At 39.7% G+C, this 15,117-nt stretch carries 10 protein-coding genes; 2 read left to right on the forward strand and 8 right to left on the reverse strand.

Features of this window, described 5'->3' with window-relative positions:
- Nucleotides 1-32: 32 nt before the first annotated feature.
- The 3 genes from M3079_RS03175 to M3079_RS03185 all read right to left on the reverse strand — a co-directional run bounded on the left by M3079_RS03175 (nucleotide 33) and on the right by M3079_RS03185 (nucleotide 3,942).
- Entirely contained in the window at nucleotides 33-1,316 is a 1,284-nt protein-coding gene (locus tag M3079_RS03175) for an adenylosuccinate synthase (protein ID WP_249077194.1), read from the reverse strand.
- A gap of 20 nt (nucleotides 1,317-1,336) precedes the next feature.
- Nucleotides 1,337-2,629, reverse strand: a complete 1,293-nt coding sequence (gene purB, locus M3079_RS03180; RefSeq protein ID WP_021715254.1) for an adenylosuccinate lyase — start codon at nucleotides 2,627-2,629, stop codon at nucleotides 1,337-1,339.
- Nucleotides 2,630-2,832: 203 nt separating this feature from the next.
- The gene (locus M3079_RS03185) at nucleotides 2,833-3,942 is read right to left on the reverse strand and encodes an SLC13 family permease (RefSeq protein ID WP_249077195.1); all 1,110 of its coding nucleotides are present in this window, start codon (nucleotides 3,940-3,942) and stop codon (nucleotides 2,833-2,835) included.
- Nucleotides 3,943-4,183: 241 nt separating this feature from the next.
- Between M3079_RS03185 and M3079_RS03190 the strand changes: the two genes are divergently transcribed.
- Entirely contained in the window at nucleotides 4,184-5,047 is an 864-nt protein-coding gene (locus M3079_RS03190) for an EamA family transporter (protein WP_249077196.1), read from the forward strand.
- A gap of 226 nt (nucleotides 5,048-5,273) precedes the next feature.
- On the opposite strand, the gene M3079_RS03195 is transcribed toward M3079_RS03190, so the two are convergent.
- Complete coding sequence (locus M3079_RS03195; RefSeq protein WP_249077198.1) at nucleotides 5,274-5,945, reverse strand: alpha/beta hydrolase-fold protein; 672 nt, start codon at nucleotides 5,943-5,945, stop codon at nucleotides 5,274-5,276.
- A gap of 169 nt (nucleotides 5,946-6,114) precedes the next feature.
- Here M3079_RS03195 and M3079_RS03200 point away from each other — a divergent pair, with 169 nt between their 5' ends.
- Complete coding sequence (locus M3079_RS03200) at nucleotides 6,115-7,542, forward strand: RNA-binding domain-containing protein (protein WP_249077199.1); 1,428 nt, start codon at nucleotides 6,115-6,117, stop codon at nucleotides 7,540-7,542.
- A 266-nt stretch (nucleotides 7,543-7,808) separates the two neighbouring features.
- Here the strand turns inward: M3079_RS03200 and M3079_RS03205 are convergent, their stop codons facing one another.
- From M3079_RS03205 to M3079_RS03220, 4 genes are read right to left on the reverse strand one after another with little or no spacing between them, the layout of a single operon-like run.
- Nucleotides 7,809-9,788: a hypothetical protein gene (locus M3079_RS03205; protein ID WP_249077201.1), complete on the reverse strand. Its 1,980-nt coding sequence runs from the start codon at nucleotides 9,786-9,788 to the stop codon at nucleotides 7,809-7,811.
- A gap of 9 nt (nucleotides 9,789-9,797) precedes the next feature.
- Nucleotides 9,798-11,294: a restriction endonuclease subunit S gene (locus M3079_RS03210; RefSeq protein ID WP_249077202.1), complete on the reverse strand. Its 1,497-nt coding sequence runs from the start codon at nucleotides 11,292-11,294 to the stop codon at nucleotides 9,798-9,800.
- Nucleotides 11,291-12,769 (reverse strand): class I SAM-dependent DNA methyltransferase, encoded by a 1,479-nt coding sequence (locus tag M3079_RS03215; protein WP_249077203.1) that lies wholly within the window; start codon nucleotides 12,767-12,769, stop codon nucleotides 11,291-11,293. The genes M3079_RS03210 and M3079_RS03215 overlap by 4 nt, the downstream gene beginning before the upstream one ends.
- Nucleotides 12,770-12,772: 3 nt before the next feature.
- The gene (locus M3079_RS03220) at nucleotides 12,773-15,112 is read right to left on the reverse strand and encodes an EcoAI/FtnUII family type I restriction enzme subunit R (protein ID WP_249077204.1); all 2,340 of its coding nucleotides are present in this window, start codon (nucleotides 15,110-15,112) and stop codon (nucleotides 12,773-12,775) included.
- Nucleotides 15,113-15,117 lie beyond the last annotated feature (5 nt).

A 15,117-nucleotide genomic window follows, 5' to 3' on the forward strand; every position in this document is an offset into this window, starting at 1 on the left:
TGCCGCAGTTAATTATTCAGTTTATGAACTTTTTAAAACAGTTCTTTTAAAATCATGGTCTGTTCGCGGTCGGGGCCTACGGAAACAATGCCTACTTCAACGCCTGCTACTTCGCTCATGCGTTTTAAGTATTTTTTGCAGTTTTCCGGCAGGTCTTCGTATTTGCGTACGCCGCTGATATCGGTCATCCAGCCTTCAAATTCTTCGTAGATAGGTTCAACCTGTGCCAAAACTTTCAGGCTTGCCGGGATTTGTTTGATTTCTTCGCCGTTATATTTGTAGCCTACGCACATTTTAATTACCGGCATTTCGTCAAGAATGTCAAGGCGGGTTACTGCCAGGCAGTCAAGGCTGTTTACGCGTGCGCTGTATTTCAGCATAAAGGCGTCAAGCCAGCCGCAGCGGCGCGGGCGTCCGGTAACGGTGCCGTATTCGTGGCCACGTTCACGCAGGGCGTTGCCGTCAGCGTCAAACAGTTCGCAAACAAACGGGCCTTCGCCAACACGGGTGGTGTATGCCTTAACAACGCCAACCACATGGTTGATGCACAGCGGGCCTACGCCGCTGCCGGTTGCCGCATTGGCAGCAGTCGGGTTGGAACTTGTTACATACGGATAGGTGCCGTGGTCAATATCAAGGAAGGTAGCCTGTGCGCCTTCGAACAATACGTTTTTGCCTGCTTCAAAAACTTCGCCAAGCACAACGCCGGTGTCGCAAACATGCGGGCGGAGTTCTTCGGCATAAGCCAGGTATTCTTTCAGCACGCTGTCATAGTCAAACGGTTCGCCGCCGTAAATTTTGGTAATAATTTCATTTTTGGCAGCCAGGTTTACACGCAGCTTGTCAGCAAAAGTATCGGGTTCCATCAAATCGCAGATGCGGATGCCGGTACGGGCTACTTTATCCATGTAGCAGGGGCCGATGCCGCCTTTGGTAGTGCCGATTTTGTGTTCGCCGAGTGCAGCTTCCTGCAGTTCGTCCAATTTTGCATGGTAAGGCATAACAACGTGGGCGCGGTCGGAAATCAAAAGATTGCTGCAGTCAATGCCCTGGGCTTTCATGCCTGCAATTTCCTGAAGTACAACTGCGGGGTTAATAACTACGCCGTTGCCGAGGATATTGATTTTATCTTTGTACAGTACGCCGGAGGGCAAAAGACGCAGTTTATAGGCAACATCGTCTACAACAACGGTGTGCCCTGCGTTGGAGCCGCCGGAATAACGTACAACAGCGTTGGCTTTCTGAGCCAGGTAATCAACAATCTTGCCTTTGCCTTCATCGCCCCACTGGGCGCCGATAACTACAACAGATGACATAACTATCTCTCCTTATATAATCATAATCCGAAGCGCGCCATAATGAGGTCTACATTGCGCAGCATCGGCATGGGGTCAAAGCAATGCTCAATTTCTTCGTCGGTGAGGTATTTTTTAATATCCTCATCGTGTTCAACATTGGTTTTAAAGTCTGCACCTTCCAGCCAGCGGGCCATAGCGTTGCGCTGTACCCATTTGTAAGCGTCCTCGCGCAGTACGCCTTTGCTTACGAGGGCAATCAGCAGGTTCTGGCTGTAAATAAGGCCGCCGGTTTTGTTCATGTTGGCAATCATGGCATCCGGATAAACCAGCAGTTTATCAACAATGTTGATGAATTTGCGCAGCATATGGTCCAGTGCAATGGTTGCATCCGGCAGAATAACCCTTTCTACGGAAGAATGGGAAATATCGCGTTCATGCCACAGGGTAACGTCTTCAAGGGCAGCAACGGCATAACCGCGCAGCAGCCTTGCCATACCGGAGATTTTTTCGCAGGTAATGGGGTTGCGTTTGTGCGGCATGGCCGAAGAACCTTTTTGGCCGGGCGCAAAATATTCTTCAGCTTCGCGGATATCGGTGCGCTGGAGGTTGCGGATTTCGGTTGCCATTTTTTCCAGCGAAGAGCCGATAATGGCGATGGTGGTTAAATAATCGGCGTGGCGGTCGCGCTGGATAACCTGGGTTGCCAGGCGTGCAGCCTTAATGCCGAGTTTTTCGCATACATATTCTTCAACAAACGGGTCGATGTTGGAATAAGTACCGACAGCGCCGGAAAGCTTGCCGACGGAAATAAATTCGCGGGCCTGTTTCAGGCGTTCCATATTGCGTTCGGTTTCATCCATCCACAGAGCAAATTTCAGGCCGAAGGTCATCGGTTCGGCGTGAATGCCGTGCGTGCGGCCAATCATAACGGTGTGTTTGTGTTCGGCAGCGCGGCGTTTTAAAACTTCGTGCAGCTTTTCGAGGTGTTTCATCAAAAGGTCTGCGGACTGCTGCATCATAACGCCCATAGCGGTGTCTTTAACGTCGCTTGAGGTTAAGCCTTTATGGATGTATTTGGAAGCATCGCCCACATATTCTGCAACATTTGTTAAAAAGGCGATAATATCGTGGTTGGTAACAGCCTCAATTTCTTTAATGCGTTCAATGCGGAAATCTGCTTTGGTCTGAATGTCATGCAAAGCATCATCAGGCACAATGCCCAGTTTGTTCATGGCTTCGCAGGCAAGAATTTCCACGCGCAGCATGGTGCGGAATTCGTTTTCAAGAGTCCAGATATTGCCCATTTCCGGATTGGTATAGCGTTCAATCATATTTTTGCCCCCCAAAGTGTTTTTTACAATAAGAAACAGGAAGCAGCCTCTTTTGTGCCCTTCCTTAACGACAAAACTTATTATCCTTTCTTATCATACCATTTATAGCATTTTACCGCAAGGCTATCCGGCTTTTTTATAAAAATATTCCTGCGGAAGATGCAAAACGGCAGCGCCAAAAATTTATGGCTGTGCCGTTTATATCAGTAAAAAGCATGCAGCGCATACAGTGCTGCCAAAAATATTAAATTGTCAACCGTAAAAATTGCCAGGTACTGCCTCCTTAAATGTGGATACTTTGCAGCAACCTGCTTGTAGGAGATAAGGCTTGCCATGGAAGCAATGAGCGTGCCGAGGCCGCCGAGGTTGGTGCCTACGATAAGCGCGGCGTAGTTATTGCTGTAACCTGAAAGCAGCATTGCCGCAGGTACATTACTGATAACCTGGCTGACGGCGACGCTTATTAAAACTTCGTTGCCGGCCAGAATCTGATTGATAAAACTGTGCAGGCTTCCGATATGGTTCATATTGCCGACAAAAATAAAAAAGAAAAGGAAGGTCAGCAGCAGGGAATAATCAATCTGTCGGAACAGACTTTTATTTTTGTATAAAAGTGCGGCGGCAACAATGGCCAGCAGTACTAGGTGCGGCACAAAGTGGGCCACGGTTAGCACGCACAAGGCAAATAAAACAAGGTAAAAGCAGACGGTGCGTTTGTCTTTAAGGCGTTCGGTTTTTATATCCAGCTGCAAATGTTCTTCCGGGTAAAATACAAGCACAACTGCCGTCAGCATAAAAGCGGCAAGGCCGGTATACAGCCACATCAGCTCCAAAAATTCCGGCACGCCCATGCCCGAAAGCGAAAACAGGTACAAATTCTGCGGATTGCCGATAGGCGTAAACATGCTGCCGAGGTTGGCTGCTATCGTCATCAGCGTAACGGTGCCGCAAAGTTTGTCCGTTAAATTAATCATTTCCAAAATCATAATGCCGAAAGGCACAAAGGTAATCAGCGAAACGTCATTGGTGATGAACATGCTGCTGATGAAGCATAGAAATATCAGTGTAAATACAATGCCGCGCCTTGTTTTTACCTTAATTAATATGCGGCTGCCGATAAACTGCAAAAAGTTCTGCCCGCGCAGGCCTTCAATAATCAGCATCAGGCAGAACAGCATGATGAGCGTATTAAAATCAATATAGCGCAGATATTTAAGGCTGGGCGGCTCAATGAGGCACGAAAGCAGCGCCAGCAGCAGCGAAACGCTTAAAACAACATCATTGCGCAGATAGTTTTTTATTTTTGTAAGCACTTGTTAAACGCCTTTCCGTAAAAGCAAAATAAATTCTTAAACATTGTACCATATTTGCAAGAAGATACAAAAGATTTTAATAAAATTTTAGCGGTTTATTTTTGTTTGCTGTGCTTTATTTGTTTACGTTTGTTGACATAATTCTTTAACGGAGTTACACTAATATCAATATATTAAAAGAAAACAGCAATATTTAAAATGCTGTTACAAAATTTATTTTGTTTTGAAAGGGAAAGATATTATGAAGGAAAGTGTACAGGCAAAATTAATGCTCAGTGCGGCTATGGTTATTTTTGGCACGCTGGGCGTTTTTACGCGCAATATCGGTGTAACAAGCGGTGAACTGGCGCTGTACCGCGCAGTGCTGGCATCCGTCCTTATCGGGTTTTACCTGGTATTTATAAAAAAAGGCGGGCTTAATTTAAAAAAAGCCGGGCGTGAGCTGCCGCTTTTACTTGCTTCCGGCATTGCCATGGGCATTAACTGGATTTTGCTGTTTCAGGCGTACCGCTATACAACAATTTCGGCGGCGACTTTAAGCTATTACTTTGCGCCTGTTATCGTTACGGTGGCTTCGCCGCTTTTGTTTCATGAACGGCTGACGGCGAAACAGATTATCTGCTTTGTAATGTCCACGCTGGGGCTGGTGCTTATTATAGGCACCGGCGGCGGTGAAGAAACTGCCGGTATTACAGGCATTTTGTTTGGGCTGGGGGCGGCGGTTTTTTATGCCGCTGTTATTTTGCTTAATAAATTTATTAAAAACGTGGCAGGCATACAGCGTACCATTTTGCAGATGCTGGCTGCCGTTGTTACTTTGCTGCCGTACGTGGCGGTAAGCAGCGGGTTTAATTTAAACCTGCTGGACGGTACCGGCTGGGCATGCCTGCTGACGGTGGGTCTGTTCCATACAGGCATTACTTACTGCCTATATTTTTCCGCACTGAAAGATTTGACGGGGCAGGAAGCCGCTATTTTAAGTTATATAGACCCCCTGGTTGCCGTAATAATTTCCGTACTTTTACTGGGCGAGCCCATGACGCTGATGCAGCTTATCGGCGGCGCACTGATACTGGGATTTACTTTGTGGAATGAGAAAGCGTAGCTTTATCATAATTTAAAAATTTAAAAGCATAGAGATATACTTCTGCGGCACGGCAAAAATGATGTGGCTTCTTCGATTCCGCCCGGGCTGCGCAGCCGGGCTCTCAAAAAATAGCATGCTGAATTTAACCGCCACATTTTTTGGCTCGTGCCTTGAAGCACATCTCTATGCTTTTGCTGAATTTACAATGTAAAACCCGCCGCATGATAACGGCGGGCTGCTTTTATTATTGGGTTAATAGCCACTTAATGCCGGCGGCGCTGCGGCTGATAATATTGCGGTAATGGCCGCCGGGGTTAAGTTCATAACAAGTGTTAATGCCAAGGCTGCGGTAATGCGCTGTCAGCTCTTCCGTACACTGCTGCACGGTTTTAAGGTACTGGTTGCGTGCGCGTGCTTCTTTATCGCCAAGCGAAAAATACAAATGCTGCGGAGTTTTACAAAGCACGCTTTGCATGGCAAAATCCTTAAAGCCGGGGTACCACAGTGAACCGCTCATACTTGCCGCGCGACTGAACAAATCCGTTTTGTACAGCGCGTATACGGTAAACAAACCTGCAAGCGAATATCCTGCAAGCCCGCGCCACAAAATTCCGTTCAAGCCTGCTTCGGCCTGCGGTAAAACCTGCTGCGTTAAAAATTGCAGGTAGGCGTCCGCGCCTCCGGTAAACATCTCGCTGTACTTAAATAAATTGCCTGCCGCCCATGGCGAAAGCTCCGCTTCCCAGTTCAAGCCGCTGACAGTTACCAGAGTAAAATCCGGGCAGCCCTGCTTTTGCAGCTCATCATAAACCTCGCCGCCATCATCATTGTAGGTAGTTAAATAAATTACCGGTTTGTTTTCCGCCAAAGCGGGATAGACCGTTATTTTTTTGTTGCCGCTTGTAAATGTAAACATAGTGCGCTTCAAATTATAGTAGTAAACACTATCATTGTAAATTTAATATTATTATACTGATATTATACATTACAAATAAAAATACTGATACTATATTTAATTAAAAAATATAATATAATTTAGTTGTGAGGGTAAGTTTATTAAGATTTTGCCAAGGAGATATAAATTAATGAATACTAAAATGCTAAAAACATTCTTTGAAATAGGTGAAAACATTGCAATAGAATTTAAGCGCTGCGACAATCAGATAGAAGTTGATGTTTATGAAACTGTTTGTGCATTTTTAAACAGATTTGGCGGAGATATATTTTTAGGTGTATTAGATGACGGTACAGTAGCCGGTATTTCTGAAAAAGCTGCGCCACAATTGATAAAAAATTTTATAAAATGTATTAGCAATCCAAATCTTTTTTCTCCAACTATTTATTTGGTACCTGAAATAAAAAAATATAAAGGAAAAACGATTATACACATTCATGTTCCGCCAAGTGCAGAGGTGCATAGATTTAAAAAAGTTATTTATGACCGTGTCGACGATGCTGACGTAAAAGTAACGGCAACATCGCAAATAGCACAAATGTACATACGTAAACAAAATGTTTTTACTGAAAAAAGAATCTATCCTTATCTAAAAATGGATGATTTACGTTTAGACCTTTTGCCAAAACTTAGAAAAATGGCAGTCAATAATTCCGGCGAGCAAACACATCCATGGAACAGTCTTAGCGATGAAGAACTTTTAAAAAGCGCCGGACTTTACGGAACAGACAGAACTACTGGAGAACACGGTTATAATTTAGCTGCTATTATGCTGCTTGGTAAAGATGAAGTTATTAAAGATGTTGTACCGGCATATATGACTGATGCATTACTTCGCAGAATTAATACAGACCGTTATGATGACAGGGAGATTATACAAACCAATTTAATTGAAAGTTATGAACTTTTAATGGAATTTGGACGTAAACATTTACCTGATAAATTTTATTTAGAGGGTGACCAAAGAGTAAGCCTTCGTAACATTATAACAAGGGAAATTATTGCTAACACTTTAATCCATCGCGAGTATACAAGTTCGTATCAGGCAAAATTTATAATAGAAAATAATAGGATGTATGTAGAAAACGCTAACCGTTCCGTCCAGTCAGGTATAATAACACCGGAAAATATGGAACCGAACCCTAAAAATCCTATTATTGCCTCGTTTTTTAGAAACATTGGATATGCTGACCAGCTTGGTTCTGGCGTAAGAAATTTGTTTAAATACAGTAAATATTATTCCGGAAAGGAACCGGAGTTTATTGAAGGCGATGTTTTTAAAATAATAGTTCCTCTAAATAGTGCTAATTCGGAATCCACCACCCAATCCACCACCCAATCCACCACCCAATCTCAAAATGAAGAAGTGTGGAAATATATTATAAAATTACTACAAAATGAACCGGAGATATCCCAAAAACAAATGGCAGAACGTTTAAAATTAAACGTAAATACAGTTAAATATCATATCAGAAAAATGCAGGAAGAAAATAAAATTAAACATATCGGGTCATTGCGTAAAGGAAAGTGGGTTGTAGTTATAAACGATGATAATTGAATAAAACCAAAACGTTGCACAGAATTATAACGGAACAATCAAAACGTGAAGGATTGAGTTTAAACCAATATGTTGCTAACATTTTAGCTTATGCCGCAGGTGAGCGCAACGCATTGACGAGGGAAAAGTAACAGTCAATATTGTAATTATGAACGATTGCGTAAAATTGTAACCAAAACTACCGATCTAATTTTTACTAAAATAATATAGAGCGGTAGTTTTGGTTATCCAATTATAAATATTGTTCGTTTTGAATAAAATACTTATTAGTTTTGTTTGTCTTGTTCAAGTATAGTTTTGTTTTTCGTTTTAAATATATTTTTTATATCTTTCTGAAATAAACTACCACTACTAATTAAGCCAACAGCTGTAGAAAAATGTTCTGTAATTTGAGATTGATATACATTTTCTAAAAAAATTGATAGAATTACTAATATAAAGACTAATAATATTTTACCAAAAAATATTGCTATATTTTTCTTTTTCCTTGCCTTTTCTGCTGCTTCTGCTTCTTTGCGTTCATATTCTTTAATCTTATCTTGTAACTTAGCGTTTTCGTCATCTTTTCCTTTTATTATATCTTTTTGTGAAGCAATAGTAGCTTCTTTTTCAGATAGTGCTTTTTGCGAATTTGCTTCTAAAGTTGCAATAAATTCTTCCTTTTCTTTTAGTGAAGTTTTTGTATTTTTTATATTTTCTTCATATCTACTCAAATATTCAGTCGAAAAGTTCATTATTTCATCTATATTATCTCCCTTTAAATCTTCTGGAAAGTTTGGTTTATTTCTAAGAGTAATTATTCGTGCTGCAACTTGATCTGCTGTTAAGTTACCATCTTCGTATTGCTTTTTCACTTCTGAAAATGCCTTTTCTGCTTTCTTTGCAATACTTGAAGATAAAACAACTCGTGCTTTTAATAATGCACTTACGCTTGATGGGAATGCTTTTTTAGAAAAACTATTTCCCAACTTATACCATAATAGGTTAGTTATTCTATCAAGCGAAACGGCAAAATTAGAAACATTGTCAATACTTTCTTGATTTTTAATAATATTTGATTGTTTATTTGACATAATAAGAGTAACTTTCGTATTAGTTACAATGAGATGTTCAGAATCAAGATCATTGCAATAATAATTACCGTTTCGAAGTTTGTTAATGTTGCTTATAAGTTTTAGTGCAGTTTCTTTTTTATAATTTTTATCATCATCTTCATCATCTTCATCATCTTCATCATATTCAAAACTTTCTAAATTAGTTGCAAAATAATTTTCATCATAGTAATTATTATGATAATCTTCTATAATATTATAACTATATTGTAATTTATAATAAAAATCAGATTTTTTAACTTCTACATCAGCTGATGTACTACAACCATTTATTATGGCTTTCATAGCCGGTTTGTCTAATAAATATTGGCGTTTGCCATCAACTATTTCTTCAGCAGTTTTAAAAAAATCATCAATTTCTCTTTTTATGTCAGAAAAATAACTAAGTGTAATTTTCTTTTGACCACTAGAGTTAGCTACTCGTACTTGCTCATAAAAATCATTTGCAAATTGCTGATAAATATCACCATTATATCCAACCAGACTAAATAGAATTTCTGTACCTAAATAAAGTGTTAGTGGTTTGGTAATACTACCAGTTTCTCTAATATTACAACTTAATCCCATATAAAGAATACTGCCTTCGCGTATTCTATTTAAGCCATCTTGAATATCTTTGTTATGTTCATTTTTTAGAATGAATTCTCCAATGAAATCAGTGTATTTAGATGAAATTAAAGATGAATCATCAATTAAGAAATTTATCAGTTCTTTAGTTAATATTTCTTCGTTAATAGGTGCAAAATTTGTTCTGCTTAATACATAATTGGATAAATCTTTAAATATAAATGAATTATATTCATCGGCTTCTTTTCTTTTTAATTCGAACAATGATTTTGAATTAATTTTTGACATTGAAACGTGATATATTCCATTTTCTAAAGAAATACCTGAAATATTTTTTAAAGTGGTTTTAATTACGGCTTCTGGAATTAAAAAGAAAAAATGTTCTTTTAATTTATTTTTCATTTCTACAGCAGAAAAACTATATAATGGGTCTGTTGTAATTATGTATATTATGAATTCTTTTAAAAGCTGATAAGAATTTTCAAACTTTTTTTCATCAGAAAGGCTTTTTAATGTAGCAAAAGAAGCTAATATGGAAGTCGTTTTCAAATTATCTATATTTATCATTTTTAAACCTCATTTCAATTTATCACATAATGACAAAAATTCTTTGATTTTAGCAATTATACGCTTTTGTTCGGCAAATGGTGGAAGAGGAATGTAGATAAATTCTTTCATATCTTCAGAGCCTATATTTCCTTGATTTGCAGTGCCGGTTTCTTTTTTGAAAATTAAATCGCGGATTATTTCGCTTTGTAAAACTTTTAACAAAAATTCTGGTACTAAACCATACACTATTCTAAAACATCCAACTCTTTGATTTAAAAACAAATTTCTAGCTTTTACATCATTTTTATTTATTTTGGTTGTATAAAGATAATCTTTTTTTCGTCTAGTTCCAGTCATTGTTATTAGTATATCATTAATTTGTATTTTAAAATTTTTGGTTTGAATGGAAAGTTCATCTGAAATATATACAGGTTTTGCATCAAGTAATAAAGTATCTTGCTTAATATTTCCTAATCTTAAAATTTGATTATTAGATTTTGATACATACGAATTACTTTTATAAGCGTATCCTCCTATAAAAATTATTACTTCCCCCAACCTTACCCACTTCCAATTTTCCGGTATTTCAAATGGCTTTTCGTCGTCAGTGATTGGCGGCAAGGGCTTTTCTTTTTTTATTTTACCTTCTTTAATAAGTTTTTGTTTTTCGGCTTGTATTTGTTTGTAAAGATCTTCGGCATTGCCTTCTTCCGGGCGTTGGGGAACAAGCTTGCCCTGGATGGCAAGCTGTAAAACAGATTTTTGTAAATCATCGGGGAAACGTTTATTAAGCTGCTGTAATTTGTTATAGGCAGTTTCGTAACGTTCAACATACGGCAAAAGTTCCTCGATTTTGGCAACAATACGTTTTTGCTCGGCAAGTGGGGGAAGTGGAACAATGAAAGAATTTATTGTTCCCATTGAAATATTATCATTTGTTGAGTTCTTGCTGTCTTTTATTATTTTTTGTATTAATGGAGATAGCACAATAAAATTAATATATTCTTGATGAACGAAAATACTCCTAATTGTAGCAACTCGCTGATTTGTCATCATTTGTTCGTTAAGTTTTTTGACAAAATAACTTTTACCAACTGTTCCTCCAGTCATACATAATATAATATCTTTTTCTTTTAATAAAAATGGTTCTAAACTTTCATCAAAAATATGACGTACTATTTTAGTGTTTATAAGTCCATTTTCGTTAAAATCCGATATACGAATTACCCTTATACCATTTTGTTTAAAGTTTTCACTTTTAAAAGCATATCCACCATTTATAAATGAAATTTCACCAAGCCTTACCCATTTCCAATTTTTCGGTATTTCAAAGGGCTTTTCATCATCAGTAATAGGTGGTAAAGGCTTTTCTTTTTTTATTTTGCCTTCTTTGATGAGTTTTTGCTTTTCGGCTTGTATTTGTTTGTAAAGGTTTTCGGCATTGCCTTCTTCTACGCGCTGCGGCACAAGTTTGCCTTGGATGGCAAGCTGCAAAATGCTGTTTTTAAGCTCCTGCGGCGTCATTGGTTTTCACCCCGCAACAGTTTAGTAATGTCTGCCAGTACGCAGTCTATTTCGGTATTCAGCGCTGCGCGTTCTTCCTGATAGCGCTGGATTAAATCCATCGGGTCAAGTATTTCTTCTTCTTCGTGTGGGTAGCCGCATAAATCAAGATTGTAGTTAAAATCTTCTATAAGCTGTTTTGCAGTATATTTTTTGGCTTTGTCAAAGCCGTCAATGTTAATTTCGGTGCGGTTATTCCACCAATCCATAACCGGCGTAAAATGTTCCAGCTTCATGGGCTTGGTTTTGCTAAAATGTTTGTAGCCTTTGGGCATATCAAGCCTGTAAAACCAGGTTTCTTCGGTTGGGTTGGTATTATCAAAAAACAAAATGTTAGTGGTAATGCTGGTGTAGGGCGCAAAAACGCTGCCCGGCATACGGATTACGGTATGCAGGTTAAATTCGGTAAGCAGTTTCTTTTTAATATTAATTTTGGCGTTATCTGTGCCAAACAAAAAGCCGTCTGGTAATATTACTGCTGCCCTGCCGTTTTGCTTTAAGCGGTACATTATTACGGACATAAATAAATCTGCTGTTTCGCTGCTGGCAAGGTCAGCCGGGAAGTTGCTTTTTACTTCGCTCTTTTCGCTGCCGCCATAGGGCGGATTCATTAATACAACGTCAAAACAGTCGTCATCGGTGTAATTAAGCACTTTATGCAGCAGGCTGTTGTCGTGGTAAACTCGCGGCGTATCGACATCATGCAGAAGCAGGTTGGTTATGCAAAGCATATAAGGAAATTGTTTCTTTTCGATACCGTAAATAGATGTGCCAAAGGCTTCGCGGTCAGCGGTGTTTTTAATCTGCGGCTGCAATTCTTTCAGCCAGCTTGTTAAAAAACCGCCGGTGCCGCAGGCAAAATCTGCCATTTGCTCGCCAATCTGCGGTTTTATCATTTTTGCCATAAAATCGGTAACAGCGCGCGGAGTGTAAAATTCACCGGCAGAGCCTGCGCTTTGCAGTTCTTTTAAAATATTTTCGTAAATTTCGCCAAAAGCGTGTATTTCGTCATAATCGCTTAAATCAAGCTCGTCAATTATATTGATAAGCTGTCGTAATTGTACGCCGTCTTTCATATAGTTGTTAGCGTCGGCAAAGGTAGTTTGCACAATGGCTTTTTTTATAGGCGTATCTTTATCTACGGGAAGTTTTTTCAGCGTGGGGAATAAAGTGTTGTTGACAAAGTTAAGCAAAGTGTCGCCCGTCATGGCTTTGCCGGATTTATCATCAACCGCCCAGTTTGCCCAGCGGCAGTTTTCGGGAATGATGGATTTATAATCGCTGTCGTCAAATTCCCAGTCCTGCTCTTTGGCGTCATACACCTTTAAAAATAAAAGCCAGGTAATTTGTTCTATGCGTTGGGCGTCGCCGTTAATACCTGCGTCATTGCGCATAATATCACGCAGTCTTTTAACAAATCCGGTTAAATTACTCATCTATTATCCTACCTCGTCCGTGTAAATTTCGTTTTCCAGTTCCTGCACAGCTTTTAAATAAGCGTCCCTGCTGCCAAAATAACTGGCAATTTTGCTGGGTTTGCCGTATTTTATAAACGGGTCAAGTTTTAAAATATCGGTTTTTTCAATTTCATAAATGCCGGTGTTCATGTATTTATCAAGCAGGGCATTTAAAATTTCGCGTGCCATGCCGCTGTATTTACTTAAAAAGTCGCGCTTTTTAACGTTGTTGGCGCGTTCTTTGCGTGTCAGCGGCTTTTTATCAAAGGCAATATGGCAAATAAAATCAAAATCGTCTACTTCCGTCATATTTTGTTCTGCTTTTAATTTTTCAAGGTCAATGCCTTCGTTAAGCAGCATTTCGCGGATTTTTTCTTTCTTCTGCTGCGCCGTCCATTGCCTGATAAAGTTATCAAGTGAAGCATATTCGTCAAGAATGTTCTTTTTGGTGTAATCGACAATGCTTTCCTGCCGCAGTAGTTTGCCGTTAACATCGTAAACGGATACAGTTTTGTAAATTACTTCTACTTTACAGCCTTCTTTATTGATGATTGGTTTGGGTATATACGGTTCAGGCGGCGGTTCGGCAATGCCGCCGGTATTTTTGCCGCCTTCCGGGTAAGCACCCGGTTTTTTAGGCGTATATTCATCGTCAATTTCAATCGGCCCATCCCAATCAGGGTCGGCAAACAGGCGGGTTACGTTGCGGAAATCCATTACTACAAAATGCGTTTTGCCTTCTTTGGGGCGTAAACGCGTGCCGCGGCCAATAATCTGTTTAAACTCCGTCATGCTGCCTATCATTTCATCAAGCACGATAAGCTTTGTCATTTTACAGTCCGCACCTGTAGAAAGCAGCTTAGAGGTTGTGGCAATTACCGGGTATTTGGCGCTGACAGATATAAAATAATCCAGTTTGCTTTTACCGTATTCATCACTGCCGGTAATGCGCACAATGTAATCGGGGTGTTCTTTTACAATATCGCTGTTTAAGTTTACAAGTGCCTGGCGCATACGTTCCGCAGCGTCTTCCGTTGGGCAAAAAACAATGGTTTTAGCCATGCGGTCTGTGGCTTTTAGGTAATTGGTAATTTCGGCAGCAACTTGTACAATACGGTCTTCGATAATGATGTTGTAATCATAATCGCTGTTATTGTAAATACGGTCTTCTATTTCGTTGCCAAAAATATCCTTTTGCCCTTTATAAGGCCGCCAGCCGTCACCGATATTGGTTGTTATGTTGATAACTTTAAACGGCGCTAAAAATCCGTCTTCTATGCCTTCTTTAAGGCTGTAAGTATAAACCGGTTCGCCAAAATAGCTAAGGTTAGAAATGTATTTGGTTTCTTTTGGAGTAGCGGTCATACCTATTTGCGTGGCAGAGTTAAAATATTCCAAAATTCTGCGCCAGCGGCTATCGTCCTTAGCAGAGCCGCGGTGGCATTCGTCAACAATTATTAAATCAAAAAAATCGGGCTTAAAAAGTTTGCTGAAATGTTCTTCATCGTTATCGCCAATTAATTGCTGATACAGTGAAAAGTATACCTGATGTGAGGTTATTGTTGTTTTGTTGTCTTTAGCAACATTAATTTTATGAATTACTTTTTCGAGCGGAGCAAAATCCTGCTGAATAGACTGATCAACAAGGATGTTTCGGTCGGCAAGATATAAAATTTTATGTTTTATTTCGCTTTGCAGCAGGCGGTAAACTATTTGGAAGGCTGTATAGGTTTTGCCGGTTCCGGTTGCCATAACAAGTAAAAGACGGTTTTGCCCTTTGGCAATAGCGTCAAGAGTTCTGTTTATGGCAATACGCTGGTAATAGCGCGGCGGATAAGTTGTTTGGCTGCTGTAATAGGGCTGCTCTATAAGTGTTTCCTGTTCAGTATTTATATTTGCTTCCTGTTTATAGCGGGCAATTAATTCTGCCTGACTGGGAAATTCATTTAATTGTAATATGCGCTCTTTGCCGGTTAAAAAATCGTGCTCGGCAAAGCCATCTCCGTTGGAACTGTATGCAAAAGGAAAATCGAGCATTTGGGCATATGCCATCGCTTGCTGCAAACCGTGAGAAATGCTGTGGTTATTATCTTTAGCTTCTACAACGGCAATAGGATTATTGGCATTGATGTATAAAAGATAATCTGCACGTTTGGCAGGTCCGCGGCTGGCGATGTTTCCTCGCAAATTATATTGCCCGTCCGTTATCTGCGTTTCCATGGTTATGTTTTCAACATTCCATTTGGCTGTTATGGCAGGCGTAATATAGCGCAGCTTGATATCTTCTTCTGTCATGTTCTTTTTGGATAAAAGGGAACTCATATATT

Source organism: Phascolarctobacterium sp. ET69 (assembly GCF_023336935.1).
Lineage (GTDB): Bacteria > Bacillota > Negativicutes > Acidaminococcales > Acidaminococcaceae > Fusicatenibacter_A > Fusicatenibacter_A intestinipullorum.

What these genes read in the sequence shown, in the direction of transcription:
- purB (WP_021715254.1), bottom strand. Translation starts at nt 2,629, where the DNA reads ATGATTGAACGCTATACCAATCCGGAAATGGGCAATATCTGGACTCTT.
- M3079_RS03200 (WP_249077199.1), top strand. Translation starts at nt 6,115, where the DNA reads ATGAATACTAAAATGCTAAAAACATTCTTTGAAATAGGTGAAAACATT.
- M3079_RS03215 (WP_249077203.1), bottom strand. Translation starts at nt 12,769, where the DNA reads ATGAGTAATTTAACCGGATTTGTTAAAAGACTGCGTGATATTATGCGC.
- M3079_RS03190 (WP_249077196.1), top strand. Translation starts at nt 4,184, where the DNA reads ATGAAGGAAAGTGTACAGGCAAAATTAATGCTCAGTGCGGCTATGGTT.
- M3079_RS03175 (WP_249077194.1), bottom strand. Translation starts at nt 1,316, where the DNA reads ATGTCATCTGTTGTAGTTATCGGCGCCCAGTGGGGCGATGAAGGCAAA.
- M3079_RS03195 (WP_249077198.1), bottom strand. Translation starts at nt 5,945, where the DNA reads ATGTTTACATTTACAAGCGGCAACAAAAAAATAACGGTCTATCCCGCT.
- M3079_RS03220 (WP_249077204.1), bottom strand. Translation starts at nt 15,112, where the DNA reads ATGAGTTCCCTTTTATCCAAAAAGAACATGACAGAAGAAGATATCAAG.
- M3079_RS03210 (WP_249077202.1), bottom strand. Translation starts at nt 11,294, where the DNA reads ATGACGCCGCAGGAGCTTAAAAACAGCATTTTGCAGCTTGCCATCCAA.
- M3079_RS03205 (WP_249077201.1), bottom strand. Translation starts at nt 9,788, where the DNA reads ATGATAAATATAGATAATTTGAAAACGACTTCCATATTAGCTTCTTTT.